15 protein-coding genes are annotated in these 16,839 nt (G+C 64.0%); 5 read left to right on the forward strand and 10 right to left on the reverse strand.

The annotated features are described in order from the left end of the window. Window positions 1–50 precede the first annotated feature (50 nt). Window positions 51–1,763, forward strand: a complete 1,713-nt coding sequence (locus tag ACQ4WR_RS12285; RefSeq protein WP_436487536.1) for a cation:proton antiporter domain-containing protein — start codon at window positions 51–53, stop codon at window positions 1,761–1,763. A 59-nt stretch (window positions 1,764–1,822) separates the two neighbouring features. Here ACQ4WR_RS12285 and ACQ4WR_RS12290 read toward each other — a convergent pair whose 3' ends face one another. Continuing rightward, window positions 1,823–3,868 (reverse strand): 2,4-dienoyl-CoA reductase FMN-binding domain-containing protein, encoded by a 2,046-nt coding sequence (locus tag ACQ4WR_RS12290; RefSeq protein WP_436487538.1) that lies wholly within the window; start codon window positions 3,866–3,868, stop codon window positions 1,823–1,825. A 172-nt stretch (window positions 3,869–4,040) separates the two neighbouring features. Here ACQ4WR_RS12290 and ACQ4WR_RS12295 point away from each other — a divergent pair, with 172 nt between their 5' ends. Then, the gene (locus ACQ4WR_RS12295) at window positions 4,041–4,640 is read left to right on the forward strand and encodes an SRPBCC family protein (protein ID WP_102292733.1); all 600 of its coding nucleotides are present in this window, start codon (window positions 4,041–4,043) and stop codon (window positions 4,638–4,640) included. A gap of 24 nt (window positions 4,641–4,664) precedes the next feature. Here ACQ4WR_RS12295 and ACQ4WR_RS12300 read toward each other — a convergent pair whose 3' ends face one another. The 4 genes from ACQ4WR_RS12300 to ACQ4WR_RS12315 all read right to left on the reverse strand — a co-directional run bounded on the left by ACQ4WR_RS12300 (window position 4,665) and on the right by ACQ4WR_RS12315 (window position 7,236). Then, the gene (locus ACQ4WR_RS12300; protein WP_092798744.1) at window positions 4,665–5,120 is read right to left on the reverse strand and encodes a hypothetical protein; all 456 of its coding nucleotides are present in this window, start codon (window positions 5,118–5,120) and stop codon (window positions 4,665–4,667) included. Between the two features lie 46 nt (window positions 5,121–5,166). Further along, the gene (locus ACQ4WR_RS12305; RefSeq protein ID WP_071325824.1) at window positions 5,167–5,607 is read right to left on the reverse strand and encodes a DUF2721 domain-containing protein; all 441 of its coding nucleotides are present in this window, start codon (window positions 5,605–5,607) and stop codon (window positions 5,167–5,169) included. Window positions 5,608–5,719: 112 nt separating this feature from the next. Further along, the gene (pip, locus tag ACQ4WR_RS12310) at window positions 5,720–6,676 is read right to left on the reverse strand and encodes a prolyl aminopeptidase (RefSeq protein ID WP_436487539.1); all 957 of its coding nucleotides are present in this window, start codon (window positions 6,674–6,676) and stop codon (window positions 5,720–5,722) included. A gap of 77 nt (window positions 6,677–6,753) precedes the next feature. Then, the gene (locus ACQ4WR_RS12315; protein ID WP_102292735.1) at window positions 6,754–7,236 is read right to left on the reverse strand and encodes an Lrp/AsnC family transcriptional regulator; all 483 of its coding nucleotides are present in this window, start codon (window positions 7,234–7,236) and stop codon (window positions 6,754–6,756) included. A 153-nt stretch (window positions 7,237–7,389) separates the two neighbouring features. On the opposite strand from ACQ4WR_RS12315, the gene ACQ4WR_RS12320 reads away from it, so the two are divergent. After that, window positions 7,390–8,010 (forward strand): LysE family translocator, encoded by a 621-nt coding sequence (locus ACQ4WR_RS12320; RefSeq protein WP_258002777.1) that lies wholly within the window; start codon window positions 7,390–7,392, stop codon window positions 8,008–8,010. Here ACQ4WR_RS12320 and ACQ4WR_RS12325 read toward each other — a convergent pair. The 5 genes from ACQ4WR_RS12325 to ACQ4WR_RS12345 form a co-directional block, all read right to left on the reverse strand. Beyond that, window positions 7,947–9,383, reverse strand: a complete 1,437-nt coding sequence (locus tag ACQ4WR_RS12325) for a tetratricopeptide repeat protein (RefSeq protein WP_436487541.1) — start codon at window positions 9,381–9,383, stop codon at window positions 7,947–7,949. The two genes, ACQ4WR_RS12320 and ACQ4WR_RS12325, sit on opposite strands and share 64 nt — an antisense overlap. Window positions 9,384–9,501: 118 nt before the next feature. Then, window positions 9,502–10,242 carry an acetoacetyl-CoA reductase gene (gene phbB / locus ACQ4WR_RS12330; protein WP_035823615.1) on the reverse strand — a complete coding sequence of 247 codons (741 nt, stop codon included), beginning with the start codon at window positions 10,240–10,242 and terminating at the stop codon, window positions 9,502–9,504. 211 nt (window positions 10,243–10,453) lie between these two features. Further along, the gene (locus ACQ4WR_RS12335; protein WP_076564895.1) at window positions 10,454–11,632 is read right to left on the reverse strand and encodes an acetyl-CoA C-acetyltransferase; all 1,179 of its coding nucleotides are present in this window, start codon (window positions 11,630–11,632) and stop codon (window positions 10,454–10,456) included. A 207-nt stretch (window positions 11,633–11,839) separates the two neighbouring features. Further along, window positions 11,840–12,406, reverse strand: coding sequence for a phasin family protein (locus ACQ4WR_RS12340; RefSeq protein ID WP_102292738.1), 567 nt, complete (start codon window positions 12,404–12,406; stop codon window positions 11,840–11,842). 48 nt (window positions 12,407–12,454) lie between these two features. Beyond that, the gene (locus tag ACQ4WR_RS12345) at window positions 12,455–13,363 is read right to left on the reverse strand and encodes a LysR family transcriptional regulator (protein WP_102292739.1); all 909 of its coding nucleotides are present in this window, start codon (window positions 13,361–13,363) and stop codon (window positions 12,455–12,457) included. A 118-nt stretch (window positions 13,364–13,481) separates the two neighbouring features. On the opposite strand from ACQ4WR_RS12345, the gene metE reads away from it, so the two are divergent. Both metE and minC read left to right on the forward strand, forming a co-directional pair. Beyond that, a complete protein-coding gene (metE, locus tag ACQ4WR_RS12350; RefSeq protein WP_436487543.1) occupies window positions 13,482–15,812 on the forward strand; it encodes a 5-methyltetrahydropteroyltriglutamate--homocysteine S-methyltransferase in 2,331 nt (776 codons plus the stop codon). Window positions 15,813–16,063: 251 nt separating this feature from the next. Continuing rightward, entirely contained in the window at window positions 16,064–16,813 is a 750-nt protein-coding gene (gene minC / locus ACQ4WR_RS12355) for a septum site-determining protein MinC (protein ID WP_102292792.1), read from the forward strand. Window positions 16,814–16,839: the final 26 nt, after the last annotated feature.

Raw genomic sequence — 16,839 nt, forward strand, 5'->3', positions numbered from 1 at the left:
GAGCAACATCTTTTTTCCATCCGCACGCCGCCATAAGGAACCCACCCCGCATGCCCCATGACATCAGTCTGATCACCACCATCGCCGCCGCCCTCGGGTTCGGCCTCATCTTCGGCTTTATCGCCGCGCGCCTGAAATTGCCGGCATTGGTCGGCTATCTGGCCGCCGGCATCATCATCGGACCGGCCACGCCCGGTTTTGTGGCGGATGCGGAAATAGCCGGGCAATTGGCGGAAATCGGGGTGATGCTGATGATGTTCGGCGTCGGTCTGCACTTTTCCATCGAGGATTTATGGGACGTGCGCAAGATTGCGCTGCCTGGCGCCATCCTGCAGATCGGTGTCGCCACGGCGATGGGCATGGGCCTGGCCCACTGGTGGGGCTGGACCCTCGGTGGCGGGCTGATCTTCGGCCTGGCCCTGTCGGTGGCCAGTACCGTGGTGCTGCTGCGCGCGCTGGAAGAACGCGGCATCCTCGATTCCCTGAATGGCCGCATCGCCGTCGGCTGGCTGGTGGTGGAAGACCTCGTCACCGTGCTGGTGCTGGTGCTGCTGCCGGCCTTCGCCACTGTGCTGGGTGGCAAGGCCGCGCCGGATGCCGCGGCCGTCAGCCTGTGGCACACCCTGGCCGTGACCCTGGGCCAAGTGGCCGGCTTCATCATCTTCATGCTGGTGGTCGGGCGCAAGCTGTTCCCGTGGATCCTGTGGCAAGTGGCGCGTACCGGTTCGCGCGAACTGTTTACCCTGTGCGTGATCGCCGCTGCCGTCGGCATCGCCTACGCTTCGACCAAGCTGTTTGGCGTGTCGTTCGCGCTGGGCGCCTTCTTCGCCGGCATGGTGCTGCGCGAATCCGAGCTGAGCCACCGCGCCGCGGAAGAATCCCTGCCCCTGCGCGACGCGTTCGCCGTGCTGTTCTTCGTTTCCGTCGGCATGCTGTTCGAGCCCAACATCCTCATCGACAAGCCGCTGCAAGTGCTGGCCGTGTGCGCCATCATTATCTTCGGCAAGTCGATCGCCGCCTTCTTGCTCGTCATGGCCCTGCGCTATCCGCCCAAGACGGCCATCATCGTCTCGGCCAGCCTGGCGCAGATCGGTGAATTCTCGTTCATTCTCGCCGCGCTGGGCCTGTCCCTGGGCCTGATGCCGCAGGAAGGGCAAAGCCTGATCCTGGCCGGCGCCATCCTGTCGATCGCCCTCAACCCGCTGGTCTTCAGCATGGCCAAGCCGCTGCTGCGCGTGATGAACAACAGCGATTTCGCGCGCAAGTTCGAGCGCACCACGGACCCGCTGGCCGAACTGCCGATGACGGTGCCGCAGGAAAAACTCTCGGGCCAGATCGTGCTGGTCGGCTATGGCCGCGTGGGCCGGCGCATCGCCGCCGCCCTGATGGAGCGGGGCATCCACTTTGTCGTGGCCGAGGAAAACCGTGAAATCGTCGACCAGCTGCGCAAGCAGGGCATACCGGCCGTGGCCGGCAATGCGGGCGAACCGGCCGTGCTGATCCAGGCGCACATCACGCACGCCACCATGCTCGTCATCGCCACACCGGACACCTTCCACGTGCGCGCCATGATCGAGACGGCGCGCGCGCTGAACCCGCACATCATGACGGTGGTGCGCACGCACAGCGAGGAAGAAGCGGAATTGCTGCGCGCGGAAAACGCCGGCAAGGTGTTCATTGGCGAACACGAACTGGCGAATGGCATGGCCGAGCACGTGCTGCAGAGTTTTGATGCGGCGAAGAAGGGGCATGGCGGACATTAAGCCGGCGCCCTCCCCCTGTCCAGCAAAGCCTGCCCGCTCCCAGCCGGCAGGCTTTCTTTTTACAAACTCGCCGCCAGCTCCGCCCCTTCGCGTATCGCCCGCTTGGCGTCGAGTTCCGCCGCCAGCGCGGCGCCGCCGATTTTATGGAAGCGCGGCCCGCCCGCCGCCAGCGGCTTGCCGTCCTTGTCCGTTTCCGGCATCAGTTCCGTCAGGCTGTCCTGTCCCGCACAGATGACCACGTTATCCACCGCCAGCAGGCGCTGTTCGCCGCCCACCGTGATGTGCAAGCCCTGGTCGTCGATCTTGTCATAGCTCACGCCGGCCAGCATGGCCACGCCATTTCTCGCCAGCGCCGCGCGGTGCACCCAGCCCGAGGTCTTGCCCAGCCCCGCACCCACCTTGGACGTCTTGCGCTGCAGCAGGAAGATCTGCCGCACGGGATCGGGCGCCACGGGGGACACCAGGCCGCCACCGGTGGCCGCATTCAAGTCCACGCCCCATTCGCCCGCCCAGGTCGCCACAGGCTGGGGCAGCGGATGCGCCGGGTCATGCAGCAGATACTCGCCCACGTCAAAGCCGATGCCGCCCGCACCGATGATGGCCACGCGCGCGCCGACGTGCTGCTTGCTTTGCAGCACGTCCAGGTACGTCAAGACCTTCGGGTGCCCGATGCCGGGAATGGCCGGCAGGCGCACCTTGATGCCGGTGGCGACGATCACGTCGTCGTAGCCGCCGGCCAGCAATTGCTCGCGCGTCACGCGCTGGCCCAGGCGCAGCTTGACGTCCAGCAGCGCCAGCCGGCGCGCAAAATAGCGGATGGTTTCCGTGAATTCTTCCTTGCCCGGTATCTGCATGGCCACCTTGAACTGGCCGCCGACGCTGTCGCTGCTGTCGAACAGGGTCACGTGGTGCCCGCATTCGGCCGCCACGCAGGCGGCGGACAAGCCCGCCGGCCCGGCACCGACGACGGCGACGCGGCGCGGCACGGCTTTTTTCGCGTAAATAAGTTCCGTTTCATGGCAGGCGCGCGGGTTGACCAGGCAGCTGGCGCGCTTGTTGGCGAACGTGTGGTCCAGGCACGCCTGGTTGCAGCCGATGCAGGTGTTGATTTCATCCGTGCGCCCGGAGGCGGCCTTGGCGACAAAGAACGGGTCGGCCAGGAAGGGCCGCGCCATCGACACCAGGTCGCAGTCGCCCCGTTCCAGGATGGCGTTGGCTTCCTGCGGCATGTTGATGCGGTTCGAGGCCACCACGGGAATGCTCACTTCGCGGCGCAATCGGCCCGCCACGCTGGCAAAGGCGGCGCGCGGCACCGAGGTGACGATGGTGGGGACCCTCGCCTCGTGCCAGCCGAAACCCGTGTTCAGGATCGTCACGCCCGCCTGCTCCAGCGCCTTGGCCACCGCCACCACGTCATCCCAGGTATTGCCGCCTTCGACCAGGTCGAGCAGGGAGTGGCGGTACATGATGATGAAGTTGGGCCCGACGGCGGCGCGGATGCGGCGCACGATCTCCACCGGCAGGCGCATGCGGTTTTCGATACTGCCGCCCCAGCGGTCCTGGCGCAGGTTCGTGCGCGCGCACAGGAACTGGTTCAATAAATATCCTTCGCTGCCCATCACCTCGATGCCGTCGTAGCCGGCCTTTTGCGCCAGGCGCGCGCAGCGCACGTAATCGCAGATGGTGCGCTCGATGCCCCGCTCGCTCAGCGCACGCGGGCGGAAGGGCGAGATCGGCGATTTTTTCACCGAGGCGGAAACGACGAACGGCTGATAGCCATAGCGGCCCGCATGCAGGATCTGCATGACGATCTTGCCGCCCTCCTCGTGCACGGCGCGCGTCACCTTGCGGTGGTTCGGCACGTCGCCGAGGAAATTCAAGGTGCCGCCGAACGGCAGCAGCCAGCCCTGGCGGTTCGGCGAGATGCCGCCCGTGACGATCAGCCCCACGCCGCCGCGCGCCCGCTCGCGGTAAAACGCGGCCAGCTTGCCATAATGATAAAAGCGGTCTTCCAGGCCCGTGTGCATGGAGCCCATGATGACTCTGTTGCGCAAGGTGGTGAAACCCAGGTCGAGCGGGGCCAGCAAGTGGGGGTAGGCAGTCATGGTCGGTCCGATAGAGGTGGTATGCAGGCCGTACGGTAACAAGCATTGCCCGCTGCCGCAGCGTATTTCTCTAGACCGGGAGTTCTAAATCGGCCATCGCGTGCGGACGCTGGCGCACTTAGCCGGTGCGCGCAGCTTGTGCCGGGCGCAACTTTCCCGTAGGCTAGGTAGCATGACGCGACTCTTCCCCTGCCTGCTGTTGCTGTGCGCCGTTGCCGCCCCGCTGGCCGCCCCTGCGCAGACGCAGACGCAAGCTCCCCGCCTGGACAAGCTCAAGGTTGACGTCAAGCGCATCGAGGTCGACGGGCAGCGCATGTATGAAGTCGATGCCAGCGGCAGCGTGCTGGCGCCGCCGGCGTCCGTGTGGAAGACCCTGACGACTTACGAGCGCATGAGTGAATTCGTGCCGGACCTGAGCTCCTGCCGCGTGCTGTCGCGCAACGGCAATGAAGTCATCATCGAACAGCAGGGCATGGCGCGCTTCCTGTTCATGAACCACCCGATCCACCTGGTGGTGCGGGCCATCGAAACGCCGCCGACAGCCATCGACATCGACCTCATTTCAGGCGACATGCGTCATTATGAGTCGCGCTGGAATCTGTTTCCCGTACCCGAGACGGGCGGCACGCGCATCGTTTTCAGCAGCCGGCTGATGCCGGGTTTCTACGTGCCCGGCATGCTGGGCACGACCATGATACGCGGCGATATCGAGCGCATGATGGCGGCCGTGCTGGCGCGCATCGACAGCCAGCATGCCAACAAGGCCGGCTAGCGCCGACCAGTATCAGACCAAAGGTCAGGCCAAATAGGTGTCGCGGTCGCGGATTTCCGCGAAGTTTTCCAGGCTGCCCAGTTTCACGGTAACGGGATTCAGGCTGGCCTGCGGCTGCATCGAGCGCCAGGCGAACAGCCATTCCTGTTCCGCCGCTTCGGCGCGCGTCTTGGTGAACGCGGCGCCCAGGGCGGCGCGCTGGCCATACTCGACGATGCCGTCGATGCCGGCCCAGCTGGGCAAGGTGCGCTGCACGGCGCGGTGCAGGCGTTCGCCGAACTCTTCCGTATTGTGGATGATCAGACAGGCATCGGCTGGCGCGAACAAGTCGAACAGCTGCTTGTCCCATACCTGCGAAAAGCTCAGGGTCAAACAATTGCCCGCCGGCGTCAGGCGGAACTGGCCCAGGCTCAGCGCCAGTTCAAGTTCGCTGCGCTGGCCGTAGCGGTGCAGTGTGGGGGGGCGTTTGTAATCGTGCATGCTGGACTCGTTCTTCAATAGTGGGGTAAACCGGCGCAAGCACCGCCTAGCGTGGCGGGCGGATATGGCGCCGGATGCGCTGGGCCGTCGCGGCCAGGTAAATTTCGCGCAGTAAATAAATAAAACAGCCAATCAGGCAAATCACGGCCAGCACAAAGAAGGCGGCGATGTATTTGTCCAGGGTCAGGTTCAGAATATCGCCCAAAAACAGCATGGCAATGATGACGCAGACGAAGAAACCGCACGCCGTACTGAGGGAAATCGAATAATTGATCAGGTGGGTACGCTTGTACAAGGTATCCAGCTCATCCATATAGAAATCGTTGTAGCCGATGTCGAGCCGGTCTTCCAGCACGCGTGTGCGGTCGATGATGCGGCCCAGGCGGTTCGTCAGCACGACCAGCATGGTGCCGATACCGGTCAACAGGAAAACCGGCGCGATCGCCAGCTGGATGATATGGCCGATGTCGCCGATCTGTATGTTCATGGATAAAAAGTCGTGGGTTCACACCGGCGCCCGACCGTGGCGCCAGTCCAGGCCATAGTGTAGCAGGTGGCGCATGCCGGCTGGCGACTTTGCCAACCGGCATGGTGTAACGTCATGCGAAGCCGCGTCCCGGTACGAAGCGCTCGGTGGCGCGCACCAGCGCCGAAGCGATGCCGTGCTCGAGCGCGCCGTGGCCCGCGTCGGGGATCATCTCCAGTTCCGCGCCCGGCCAGGCCTGCTGCAGGCGGTAGGCCGACAGCGGCGGGCAGATGGCATCGTAGCGGCCCTGCACGATGACAGCTGGCAAGTGCGAGATGCGGCCCATGTCGCGGATCAACTGGTCTTCGTCCATGAAGCCCAGGTTGGCCATGTAATGCGATTCGAGCCGGCCCACGCCCAGGTCCAGCGCATCGTTCGGCGCATCTTCGGGCTGCGGCATCAGGTACACGCGGCGGCCCTCGAAGCGGCTCCAGGCGCGCGCCGCCGGCCAGTAGACGGCAGGGTCGCTGCTGAGGATGCGCTTGACATAGGCGGCCAGCAAATCGCCCCGCTCTTCCGGCGGAATCGGCGCGGCGAATTCCGCATACAGTTCCGGATAAAACCAGCGCACGCCTTCGATGAACCAGTCGATTTCCGCCTGGGTGCACAGGAAAATGCCACGCAGCACGAAGCCCAGGCACGCCTCGGGGTGCGCCTGGCCGTACGCCAGCGCCAGGGTCGAACCCCACGAGCCGCCAAACACCAGCCATTGGCTGATGCCGAACTGGGCGCGCAGGCGTTCGATATCGGCGATCAGCAGCTGCGTCGTGTTGTTGCGCCATTCGCCCAGCGGCGTGGACTTGCCGGCGCCGCGCTGGTCGAACAGGATCACGCGGTAGCGCTGCGGATCAAAGAAGCGCCGGTGCTGCGGCGACAGTCCCGCGCCGGGACCGCCATGCAGGAACAGCACGGGGATGCCGTCCGGATTGCCGCACTCTTCCCAGTAAATGGTGTGGATGTCATCGACCGCCAGCATGCCGTGCCGGTTCGGCGACAGGGCGGGAAATAATGGCGACAGGGTATCTGGCATGGCGGTCCTTAGAATGGCAGTCAGGGGCCAGGCACATGTCCTGGCAACTGTTCCAATTATAGTGCGCCGGCGGCGCCTCAGGCCAGTAGCAAGGGCAGGCGGTTCGACGACTTGATTTCGCGCATCGACAGGCTGGACTGGATTTCCGCCACGCCCGGCAGGCGGCGCAGCACCGTGGAGACGAATTCGCCATACGCTTCCAGGTCGCGCGCCACCACTTGCAGGAAATAATCGGCTTCGCCCGCCACGTTGTGGCAGGACAAGATCTCGGGAATCGTGGCGATGGCTTGCTCGAACTGCGACGGCTGTTCATTGCCGTGGTTGGCAAACACCACGCGCACGAACGCCACCAGGCCGATCCCCAGTTTCTTGCGGTTAAGCAAAGCCTGGTAGCCGGTAATAAAACCTTCCTCTTCCAGGCGGCGCAAACGGCGCCAGACGGGCGTTTCGCTCAGCTTCAGGCGCTCGGCCAGGCGCGCATTGGATAGCCGTCCTTCATCCTGCAACAGCCTGAGTATCTGCAAATCGGTGGCGTCGAGGCTCACTTCTGAAATTTTCATCTAAATTTTAATTCAATACGAGTGGAATCTACCCTAATACTAGGGTATGCCGGGCAGGAAAAGCAAGCACATTTCATCTCAGCAAGAAGATAATGGGGTCCGGCGAGCATGCTGCACAGTGCGGTTGCTCCCGCTTTCTTTTATGGCTGGCGCATGTCCGATTCTACCTTCCTGATGTACCTGCTGGCACTGGCCGGCGCCTTTTTATTACCGGGTCCCGACATGGCGCTGGTGCTGGCGACGGGCGCCGCGCGCGGCGTGGCCACGGCGCTGGTGACGGCGCTGGGCATCGCCGGCGCGCGCGCCGTGCACGTGGGGCTGTCGGGCGCGGGCCTGGCGGCATTGATGGTCACGCATCCGGAAGCCTTGCGCTGGGTCAAATGGGCGGGCGCCGCCTACTTGCTGTACCTGGCGCTGCGCCTGCTACAGTCGGCCCTGTCCAACACCGCCACGCCCGAGGCGCAAGCCCCCGCCACGGCGCACAGCGCGCGCGCCAGCCTGGTGCGCGGCTTCCTCACCAATCTGCTCAATCCGAAGGCGCTGCTGTTTTGCAGCATGTTCCTGCCGCAATTCGTCGTTGGCAGCGACAGCGTCGGCATGCAATACCTGCGCCTGGGCACCGTGCTGGTCCTGGTCGGCCTGCTGTTCGACGCCATGTACGCCGTGCTGGCCGCGCGCCTGGCGCGCCGCCTGCGCGGCAAGCCCTCGCCCTACGGCAAGTTCGTGCTGCCCACCGTCTTCGTCCTGCTGGCCGGGCGGCTGGTGCTGGGCTGATCTGCCGGCGCCAGCGGCGTGCCGCCGGCAAAGAAGTCAGGGTAATTGCGCAGCAAGTCCCGTTCAAGATCGTTGATCTTGCGAAATTGCCGCAACCCCGGCGCCATGGCCCGGCCCGCATCCCAGCTGCGCCAGGCATTGGGCGCATCGAATTGCGCGTAGAGCGCGTCGCCCAGGTCCTGGTACACGGCCGCCATATGCGGTTTTGCCTGCAACACCTGCAGATACAACGCTGTCGCTTGCGGCCATTGCCCCAGCTTGGCACGCAAATTTCCCTCGAACAAAGCCAGTACCGGCTGCCCCTGGCCATGCTGCTGGCGCAAGCCCTGCACGGTGGCCAGCGCATCCGCGATGCCCTCCTTGTCCTTGGCCAGCAGTCCGCGCGTCAAGTCATGGATGGGCTGGCACGCCTGCATGGCCAGTTGCTGCTGGCGCGAGAGTTTTTCGACCAGCGCGCCCGTGGAAAAATGGTCTTCCAGCATGGTCAGGAATGCGTCGAAAGGCTTTTCCGCGGCAAACTGCTTTTCCGCCTCGGCGCGCAGCGCAGGATGCGCCTGGGATCCCAACGGCGGCAGCAACGCCGCCTGCGCCAGCACTCGTTCCAGCGCGGGCGCGTCGGCCATGAGCGGACGAGGCCGGTAGGCAGCCAGCGAGTACGTGGCGGGCGCGTCCATATTCAGTCCGCTGACGCGCAAGCGCCGCGTAACGCTGCCCGCCACTTCCTGGTAATGCAGGGTGAAGTCGGCGGGAATGCGCTTGCCGCCGGCCAGCATCTTCAATACCAGCGGGTGCGCCCCCCACGTGTAGCGCACATACTGGGCGAAGGTGCGCGCGACGTCATCGCTGACGGGGCTGCCGGCGATGGCCAGGTTCAGCAAGGGCTGCTGCTCCAGCGACCACAGCACGGTGCCCTCCTGCACCTGCGGCTGCAAAGGGCCGCGCCGCTGGCCGTCCGGCACCGACAAGGCCTGCTCTTCATACACGGGCGACGGCGCATGCTGCGCCACGCCGCCCGCCTTGAGGATGCCGGCGATGCCTTGCCGGTGGCGCAGCTCGATGGCGCGAAAGCCGACGGCGTCGAACAGCGAATAGCTGGCATAGGTGCCGGCGGCCGTGTCGACGACATGGCGCCGGCGCGTGGCAAAGTCCAGCACGGTGAGCGACTGGCCTTCGCGGATGCTGATGAACTGTTCGCCCAGCACGACGTCGCTGTCCTGCGTCTCGCGCGCCGGCAGGCTGGTGCTCACGCCCGGCTTGTGTTCGCGCTCGGTGCTCACCGCCAGGTGCAAGGCAACGCTGGCCTGGGCCGCGCCGGCACCGAGGAAAAGGAAGGCCACCGCGCTGGCGCGGCGCAAAACAGGAAGCAGGGACATGGAGATAATGCTATGAAGAAATGCTGATTCTAAGGCAAATCCCGCCATCCCCTTGTTTTGCTTGCAAGCATAAAAAAAGACAGCCGCGGCTGTCTTTTCTGTTTTACCTCAACAACGATTACGACATGTGCTGGCCGCCGTTGATGGAAATGTTGGCGCCCGTGACGAATGCCGCTTCGTCGGAAGCCAGGTACGCCACCAGGCCCGCCACTTCTTCCGGCTTGCCCAGGCGCGCCATTGGAATTTGCGGGATGATTTTGCTGTCGAGCACCTCCTGCGGAATCGCCATGACCATCTTGGTGCCGATGTAGCCTGGCGAGATGGTGTTAACGGTGACATTCTTGCGCGCCACTTCCAGCGCCAGCGACTTGGTGAAGCCGTGCATGCCAGCCTTCGCCGCCGAGTAGTTGGTCTGGCCGAAAGCACCCTTCTGGCCATTCACGGACGAGATATTGATGATGCGGCCCCAGCCGCGTTCCACCATGCCGTCGCAGACAGGCTTGGTCATGTTGAACACGGAGTCCAGGTTGGTGCCCATCACGGCGTCCCAGTTCGGCTTGTCCATCTTCTTGAACGTCATGTCGCGCGTGATGCCGGCGTTGTTCACCAGCACGTCGACAGGACCGATTTCCGCTTCCACGGCCGCCACGCAGGCGGCCGCCGAATCGTAGTCGGCCACGTCGCACGGATACGCCTTGAAGTCGTAGCCCATGTCCTTGGTCGTCGCCAGCCATTCCGCGACCTTCGGATTGCCTGGGGAATACGTGGTCACCACGCGATAGCCGAGCGCCGCCAGTTTGAAACAGACCGCTTCGCCCAGACCACCCATGCCACCAGTTACCAATGCAACTCTTGCCATTTTCATCCCCTCAGTGTCGTTCTGTTGCTAAAAAGTTAATAATTTAAATGCAGTCGCCCGAAAGCGCCGCGTCACGGCGGCCTACCGCACCGCATCCAGGCGTAGCGAGCGGTGATGATTTGCGGCTAAGAAGCGCAACCGTGCTGGAGCACGGTGAGCATCGCAGGCCGCAAAGCGCGCCGCGCAGTAGCTTGGGTGCGGTGCCAGCAACTTAGTCGCGTTCGATGGCGAGGGCCACACCCATGCCGCCGCCAATGCACAGCGCTGCCAGGCCTTTCTTGGCATCGCGGCGTATCATTTCGTGGATCAGGGTGACCAGGATGCGCGCGCCCGAGGCGCCGATCGGGTGGCCGATGGCGATCGCGCCGCCGTTCACGTTGATCTTGCTGGTGTCCCAGCCCATTTCCTTGTTGACGGCAATCGCCTGCGCGGCAAACGCTTCGTTAATTTCCATCAGGTCCAGCTCTTCATGCGTCCAGCCGGCTTTTTTCAGGCACAGGCGCGAAGCGGAAACGGGGCCCATGCCCATGACGGCAGGGTCCAGGCCCGACGAGGCGTAGGCCTTGATGCGTGCCAGCGGCTTCAGGCCCAGTTCCTTGGCTTGCGAAGCGGACATCATGATGACGGCGGCGGCGCCGTCGTTCAGGCCCGAGGCGTTGCCGGCGGTAACGGTACCGTCCTTGGCGAACGCGGGGCGCAGGCCGGCCAGCGATTCCAGGGTCGAACCCGGCTTGATGTATTCGTCGCTGTCAAAGACGACGGTGCCTTTTTTGTTGGCGATTTCCAGCGGCAGGATTTCATCCTTGAACTTGCCCGCCTTGTGGGCCGCTTCCGCTTTCAGTTGCGACTGCAGCGCGAACTCATCCTGTTCGGCGCGCGTCACTTCGTATTTTTTGGCGACATTTTCCGCCGTGATGCCCATGTGGTACTGGTTGTACACGTCCCACAGGCCGTCGACGATCATGGTGTCGATCATCTTGAAGTCGCCCATGCGGAAACCGTCGCGCGAACCGTTCATCGCATGCGGCGAGGCGCTCATGTTTTCCTGGCCGCCGGCGATGATGATGTTGGCGTCGCCGCACTTGATCGCTTGCGCCGCCAGGTGCGTTGCCTTCAGGCCGCTGCCGCAGACTTTATTGATGGTAAATGCGGGGATGCTGCTCGGCAGGCCAGCCTTGATGACGGCCTGGCGCGCGGCGTTCTGGCCGACGGCGGCCGTCAGTACCTGGCCCAGGATCGCTTCGCCGATCAGGTTCGGGTCGATGCCGGTTTGTGCCAGCAAGCCCTTGATTACATGCGCGCCCAGTTCGGACGCAGGAATCTTGGCCAGGCTGCCACCGAATTTGCCGACTGCGGTACGGCCAGCGGCCACGATTACGACATCATCCATTTATTTCTCCGATATGCTGGCCACGACGGCCATGGTGTTAATAGAATCCAATGAATCCAGGAAGACACAGCAGGCTGTGTTTCATTCTAGCGTGGCATGCGCCACAGTTCCAGCGCCGCACCGCAGGCGGCGGCGATGTGTGCCTGCCCTGCGGTGGCGGCGGGCGGCCTGGCGCGGCGGATAGCCGCTGCCCGGGCCGCGACGCGCTTACGCCTGCCGAGCAGGACGCGTGTTTTTATTTTTATCATACCCTTCATCGGCAGCGCCGAAAGGGGTTTTTAGAAAATTATTGAAGGGAATAATCAGGGGCACGGGGGTTTGCTTTACCACCTGCAACAGCTCGCCAAATTTTTGACGCGATGCAGCAAACTCACCCTTTGTCACCGTGTCGAATTTCTCCTGGGTTTCCTGGGCAACATCCTTTGCCTGGCGACCATATGCACCGATACGTTCGATCGCCAGTTGCGACTGCGTGCGCGACAACTGCAGCAGCGCTTGCGGGTCTTTCGCCGACAGCAGCTGATTGCCCGCTACCGCAGCGGCGGCCAGCGCCGTGCGGGCGGCGTCGAGCTGCAAATCCAGTACGCTGGCGCCGCTGTCAAACGCGGCCTGGGCATACGCTTGCGCGCTGATCAATTGCGCTTCCACCACGGCCTTGCCGGCCAGTGTCCATTGCTCGGAAAATGAAAACATCGTGTTCCTCTCCAATGTGAAGGCGGTGCCATGTTGCGCCGCACAGTGCTCAACTGTAAGCGGTGGTTCATTGCTGAACATTGATATATCTCAAGCTTTTCTGTTGGTTTGTTTCCAATTCAACGTTGATCAAGACAACAACTTGATACCATCGAGCGCAGCCGCGCACTGCTCGCGTATCACGCTGACGAAGTCGCGCACATAGGCCTTGTCCTGCAGATGGTCCGGCACGGACACATACAGGTCGCTCCACAGGCCATGCTCGCCCACCGGGCGCGCCACCACATAATCGTAATCGACGTAATTCTTGATGGCCCAGTTGGGCAAGGCGGCGATGCCGCGCCGGCTGGCCACCAGCTGCAGCACGGCCACCGTCAATTCGGCCGTGCGGCGCTCGAAAACGATGCCGGCCGGGCGCAGCACTTCGCGGATCAGGTCGATACGCTCTTCCGGCACGGGATAAGTGATCAAGGTTTCGCCCGTAAAGTCGGCCGCCGTCAGGCGGCGCTGCGCCTGCAGCCGGTGTTTCTGCGCCATCACCACCAGCATTTCAAAACGGAACAGGGGAAATACGGTGAAGTCGGGACCGTATGGCGAGCCGATCACCAGATCCGCCTCGCCCGAGCGCAGCAATTCCGCCGGCTCGCTGTGAAAGCCGGAAACAAGATCGATCTCCACTTCCGGCCAGCGCTGGCGGAACGCATCCATCACCGGCATGAGCCAGTCGAAACAGGTATGGCACTCGAGCGCCACGCGCAGCTGTCCCGTGTCCCCTTGCGACAGGCGCGCCACGTCGCGCTCGGCCAGCTCGATCTCGGGCAGCAGCTTGTCGGCCAGTTCCAGCAGCCGGCTGCCGGTGGCCGTAAACGCGATCGGCATCGACTTGCGCTCGAACAAGGGCGCCTTGTAGCGCTCTTCCAGCAGGCGGATCTGGTGCGACAGCGCCGACTGGGTCAGGTTGAGCAGCTGCGCGGCGCGCACCAGGCTGCCGGACGAACGCAGGGCACTCAGGGTGCGCAGGTGGCGGATTTCTAGCATCGGGAAATGACGGGGTGAACGTGAATTATTTTCATGTTAATCGGTAAAAGGTTTCGTTTTGATTATAGATCAGATTGCCGCACACTCTAGCGCATCCACATTAAATCTCGATGACATCATGACCGTTCACACCCACATTCTTGGCTTTCCCCGTATCGGCGCCGCGCGCGAACTGAAATTCGCGCTGGAAAGCCACTGGCGCGGCGAACTGCCGGAGGCGGCCCTGGAAGCCACAGGCCGGCAATTGCGCGCGCGCCACTGGGCGCAGCAAAGGGACGCCGGCCTGGACTACGTCACGGTGGGCGACTTCGCCTTTTACGACCAGATGGCCAGCCATATCCAGCTGCTGGGCTGCGAGCCGGCGCGTTTTCACTTTGAGGCGCAGCAATCGCCCTTGTCGCGCTATTTCACCATGGCGCGTGGCGCGGCGACCCACGCGGTGCAGGCCGAACAGGCCGGCTGCTGTCAGGCCGAGCACGCCCATGCGGCCCCCGATGGCGGCCAACATGCGCTGGAAATGACCAAGTGGTTTGACACCAACTACCATTACCTGGTGCCCGAATGGTCGCCGCAGACGCGTTTCTCGCTGGCGTGCGAACGGCTGCTGGCGGAAGTGGCCGAGGCGCAGGCGCTGGGCCACCAGGTCAAGGCGGCCCTGATCGGCCCCCTCACCTTTCTCTGGCTGGGCAAGGAGAAGACACCCGGCTTCGACCGCCTGGCCCTGCTGGAACAATTGCTGCCCGTCTACGGCGCCCTGCTCGACCGCCTGAAGCAGCAAGGCGTGGCCTGGGTGCAAGTCGATGAACCGATCCTGGGCCTGGACTTGCCCAACGCCTGGCGCAGCGCCTTTGAAAGCAGCTACTGGCAGCTGAACCAGGTGGGCGTGAATATCCTGCTGGCCACGTATTTCTCGCCGCTGGAAGAAAACCTCAGCCTGACCTGCCGCCTGCCCGTGGCCGGCCTGCATGTCGACGGCATCCGCGCGCCGCATGAACTGACCAGCGTGACGGACTGGCTGCCCGCGCACAAGGTGCTATCGGTCGGCATCGTCGACGGGCGCAATATCTGGCGTACCGACCTCGACGCCGCCCTGGCCGTGCTGCGGCCGCTGGCGGCCAGGCGCACTGGCCAGCTGTGGCTGGCGCCGTCGTGCTCGCTGCTGCACGTGCCGTTCAGCCTGGAGGCGGAAACGCAGCTCGATGCCGACATCAAGCCCTGGCTGGCGTTCGCCACGGAAAAGCTGGCGGAACTGTCCCTGCTCAAGGGCGCGCTGCAAGGCCATGCTGATGACGCCGCGCTGGCCAGCGCGCGCGTAGCCAGCGCCAGCCGCCGCGACAGCGCCCGCGTGCACCGTGCGCCGGTCACGCAGCGCCTGCAAACGCTGTCGCCTACCGTCGACCGCCGCGATTCCAGCTTCCCGTTGCGCCAGGCCGTGCAGCGCGCGCGCTTCCAGCTGCCCGCCTTTCCGACGACGACCATCGGCTCCTTCCCGCAAACGGCGGCCATCCGCGCCGCCCGCGCCAGTTACAAGCGGGGCGAGCTGGCACGCGCCGACTACGAACAGCAGATGCGCGCCGAAATTGCCCATGCCGTGGGGCGCCAGGAAGCGCTGGGCCTGGACGTGCTGGTGCATGGTGAAGCGGAGCGCAACGACATGGTCGAATATTTCGGCGAGCAGCTCGACGGCTTTGTCTTCACGCGCCTGGGCTGGGTGCAGTCGTACGGCTCGCGCTGCGTCAAGCCGCCTGTCATCTATGGCGACGTGCAGCGCCCGGCCGCCATGACCGTCGCCTGGACCGTCCACGCGCAAAGCCTGACGCACAAGCCGATGAAGGGCATGCTGACGGGCCCCATCACCATCTTGCAATGGTCGTTCGTGCGCGACGACCAGCCGCGCGCGACAACGGCGCTGCAGCTCGCCCTGGCCATCCGCGACGAAGTGGCCGACCTGGAAACGGCCGGCATCGGCATCATCCAGATCGACGAACCGGCCATCCGCGAAGGCTTGCCGCTGCGCCGCGGCCAGTGGGATGCGTACCTGGACTGGGCCACGCGCGCCTTCCGCATCGCCGCCTCGGCGGCCGGCGACGCGACGCAGATCCACACGCACATGTGCTACGCAGAATTTAACGACATCCTGCCGCAGATCGCCGCCATGGATGCCGACGTCATCACCATCGAGACGAGCCGCTCGGACATGGAGCTGCTGACAGGCTTTGGCGATTTCCAGTATCCGAACGACATCGGCCCCGGCGTGTACGACATTCACTCGCCGCGCATCCCCGCCACCGGCGACATGCTGCGCCTGCTGCAAAAAGCCAGCGCCGTGATTCCACCGGCCCAGCTGTGGGTCAACCCGGACTGCGGCTTGAAGACGCGGAGCTGGGCGGAAACGGAAGCGGCCTTGCAAAACATGGTCGCGGCGGCCCGGCAGATGCGCGCGGCTTGATCCAGGATCGATCCAGAATTGATGCAGGACAGCGCCGCCAGGGCGCATTCTCGGCGGCTTTCGGGGCGGCGCAGCGGTTTTCCGTTGCGCCGCCCCGGTTTTTTGACAGGAAGTACCTGTTGCCCTGCGGAATAGCACACGCCAGGCCCCTGACGGCGATTTTTTTGCAGTAGAATGCAAGAAATTTACTGCTCTCTATTGTTGCCGCACGGAAAAGTCGGCCTGCCGCAGTTTCACTTTGATAAATGTTTATGTCCAAAAGCCCGTCGCAGAAGCCTATCGAAATCAAGATTTCCACCGTCGTCGCTGTCTCCGCCATTGTGCATAGCGCCGCTACGCAGGCACTCGATAGTGCCTTGCACGACATGACGGGAGGCGTGGCGGACTTTTTCGAGGACGACCTGGCCGTGCTGGACGTGGCCGCCCTGCCGCCGGGCAGCGAACCGGTCGACTGGGCCGCCCTGGTGGCCCTGCTGAAAAAATACCGTTTGAATGCCGTGGCCGTGCGCAATGCGCCGGCCGAGATGCATGAGGCCATCCTGGCGCAAGGCCTGAGCCTCGACAGCGGCAAGACGCGCGACGATGCGCCGCCCAAGGATGGCCCGAAGGATACGCCGACGGCCGCCGCCCAGTCCGGCGCCGAAGCACAGGTGATGGTGGTTGACACGCCGGTGCGCGCCGGCCAGCGCATTTATGCGCGCGGCTGCGACCTGATCATCACGGCCGTCGTCAACAATGGCGCCGAAATCATCGCCGACGGCAGCATCCACGTGTATTCCTCGCTGTACGGCCGCGCGCTGGCCGGCGCCTCGGGCAATGCCCAGGCGCGCATCTTCGCGCTGGCCATGGAACCGGAACTGGTGTCGATCGCCGGTGTGTACCGCACGTTTGAAGATGGTTTCCCTGCAGAAATGGCGCGGGGACCCGCGCAAATTCGTTTGGCTGGTGACAGAATCGATATACACTCTGTCAATCCGGTCACTCCCGTGAACCGCTCTTAAGCTGCACAATTCAAGAGATATCTGAA

Origin of the sequence: Janthinobacterium amylolyticum (genome assembly GCF_051380655.1) — a bacterium.
GTDB lineage: Bacteria > Pseudomonadota > Gammaproteobacteria > Burkholderiales > Burkholderiaceae_D > Janthinobacterium.

Bases quoted from the DNA above. Each gene is read 5' to 3' on its own strand.
- ACQ4WR_RS12340 (WP_102292738.1), bottom strand. From the start codon at position 12,406: ATGTTCAGCAATGAACCACCGCTTACAGTTGAGCACTGTGCGGCGCAA.
- pip (WP_436487539.1), bottom strand. From the start codon at position 6,676: ATGCCAGATACCCTGTCGCCATTATTTCCCGCCCTGTCGCCGAACCGG.
- ACQ4WR_RS12335 (WP_076564895.1), bottom strand. From the start codon at position 11,632: ATGGATGATGTCGTAATCGTGGCCGCTGGCCGTACCGCAGTCGGCAAA.
- ACQ4WR_RS12325 (WP_436487541.1), bottom strand. From the start codon at position 9,383: ATGTCCCTGCTTCCTGTTTTGCGCCGCGCCAGCGCGGTGGCCTTCCTT.
- ACQ4WR_RS12345 (WP_102292739.1), bottom strand. From the start codon at position 13,363: ATGCTAGAAATCCGCCACCTGCGCACCCTGAGTGCCCTGCGTTCGTCC.
- ACQ4WR_RS12290 (WP_436487538.1), bottom strand. From the start codon at position 3,868: ATGACTGCCTACCCCCACTTGCTGGCCCCGCTCGACCTGGGTTTCACC.
- ACQ4WR_RS12295 (WP_102292733.1), top strand. From the start codon at position 4,041: ATGACGCGACTCTTCCCCTGCCTGCTGTTGCTGTGCGCCGTTGCCGCC.
- ACQ4WR_RS12305 (WP_071325824.1), bottom strand. From the start codon at position 5,607: ATGAACATACAGATCGGCGACATCGGCCATATCATCCAGCTGGCGATC.
- ACQ4WR_RS12300 (WP_092798744.1), bottom strand. From the start codon at position 5,120: ATGCACGATTACAAACGCCCCCCCACACTGCACCGCTACGGCCAGCGC.
- ACQ4WR_RS12285 (WP_436487536.1), top strand. From the start codon at position 51: ATGCCCCATGACATCAGTCTGATCACCACCATCGCCGCCGCCCTCGGG.
- minC (WP_102292792.1), top strand. From the start codon at position 16,064: ATGTCCAAAAGCCCGTCGCAGAAGCCTATCGAAATCAAGATTTCCACC.
- metE (WP_436487543.1), top strand. From the start codon at position 13,482: ATGACCGTTCACACCCACATTCTTGGCTTTCCCCGTATCGGCGCCGCG.
- ACQ4WR_RS12320 (WP_258002777.1), top strand. From the start codon at position 7,390: ATGTCCGATTCTACCTTCCTGATGTACCTGCTGGCACTGGCCGGCGCC.
- phbB (WP_035823615.1), bottom strand. From the start codon at position 10,242: ATGGCAAGAGTTGCATTGGTAACTGGTGGCATGGGTGGTCTGGGCGAA.
- ACQ4WR_RS12315 (WP_102292735.1), bottom strand. From the start codon at position 7,236: ATGAAAATTTCAGAAGTGAGCCTCGACGCCACCGATTTGCAGATACTC.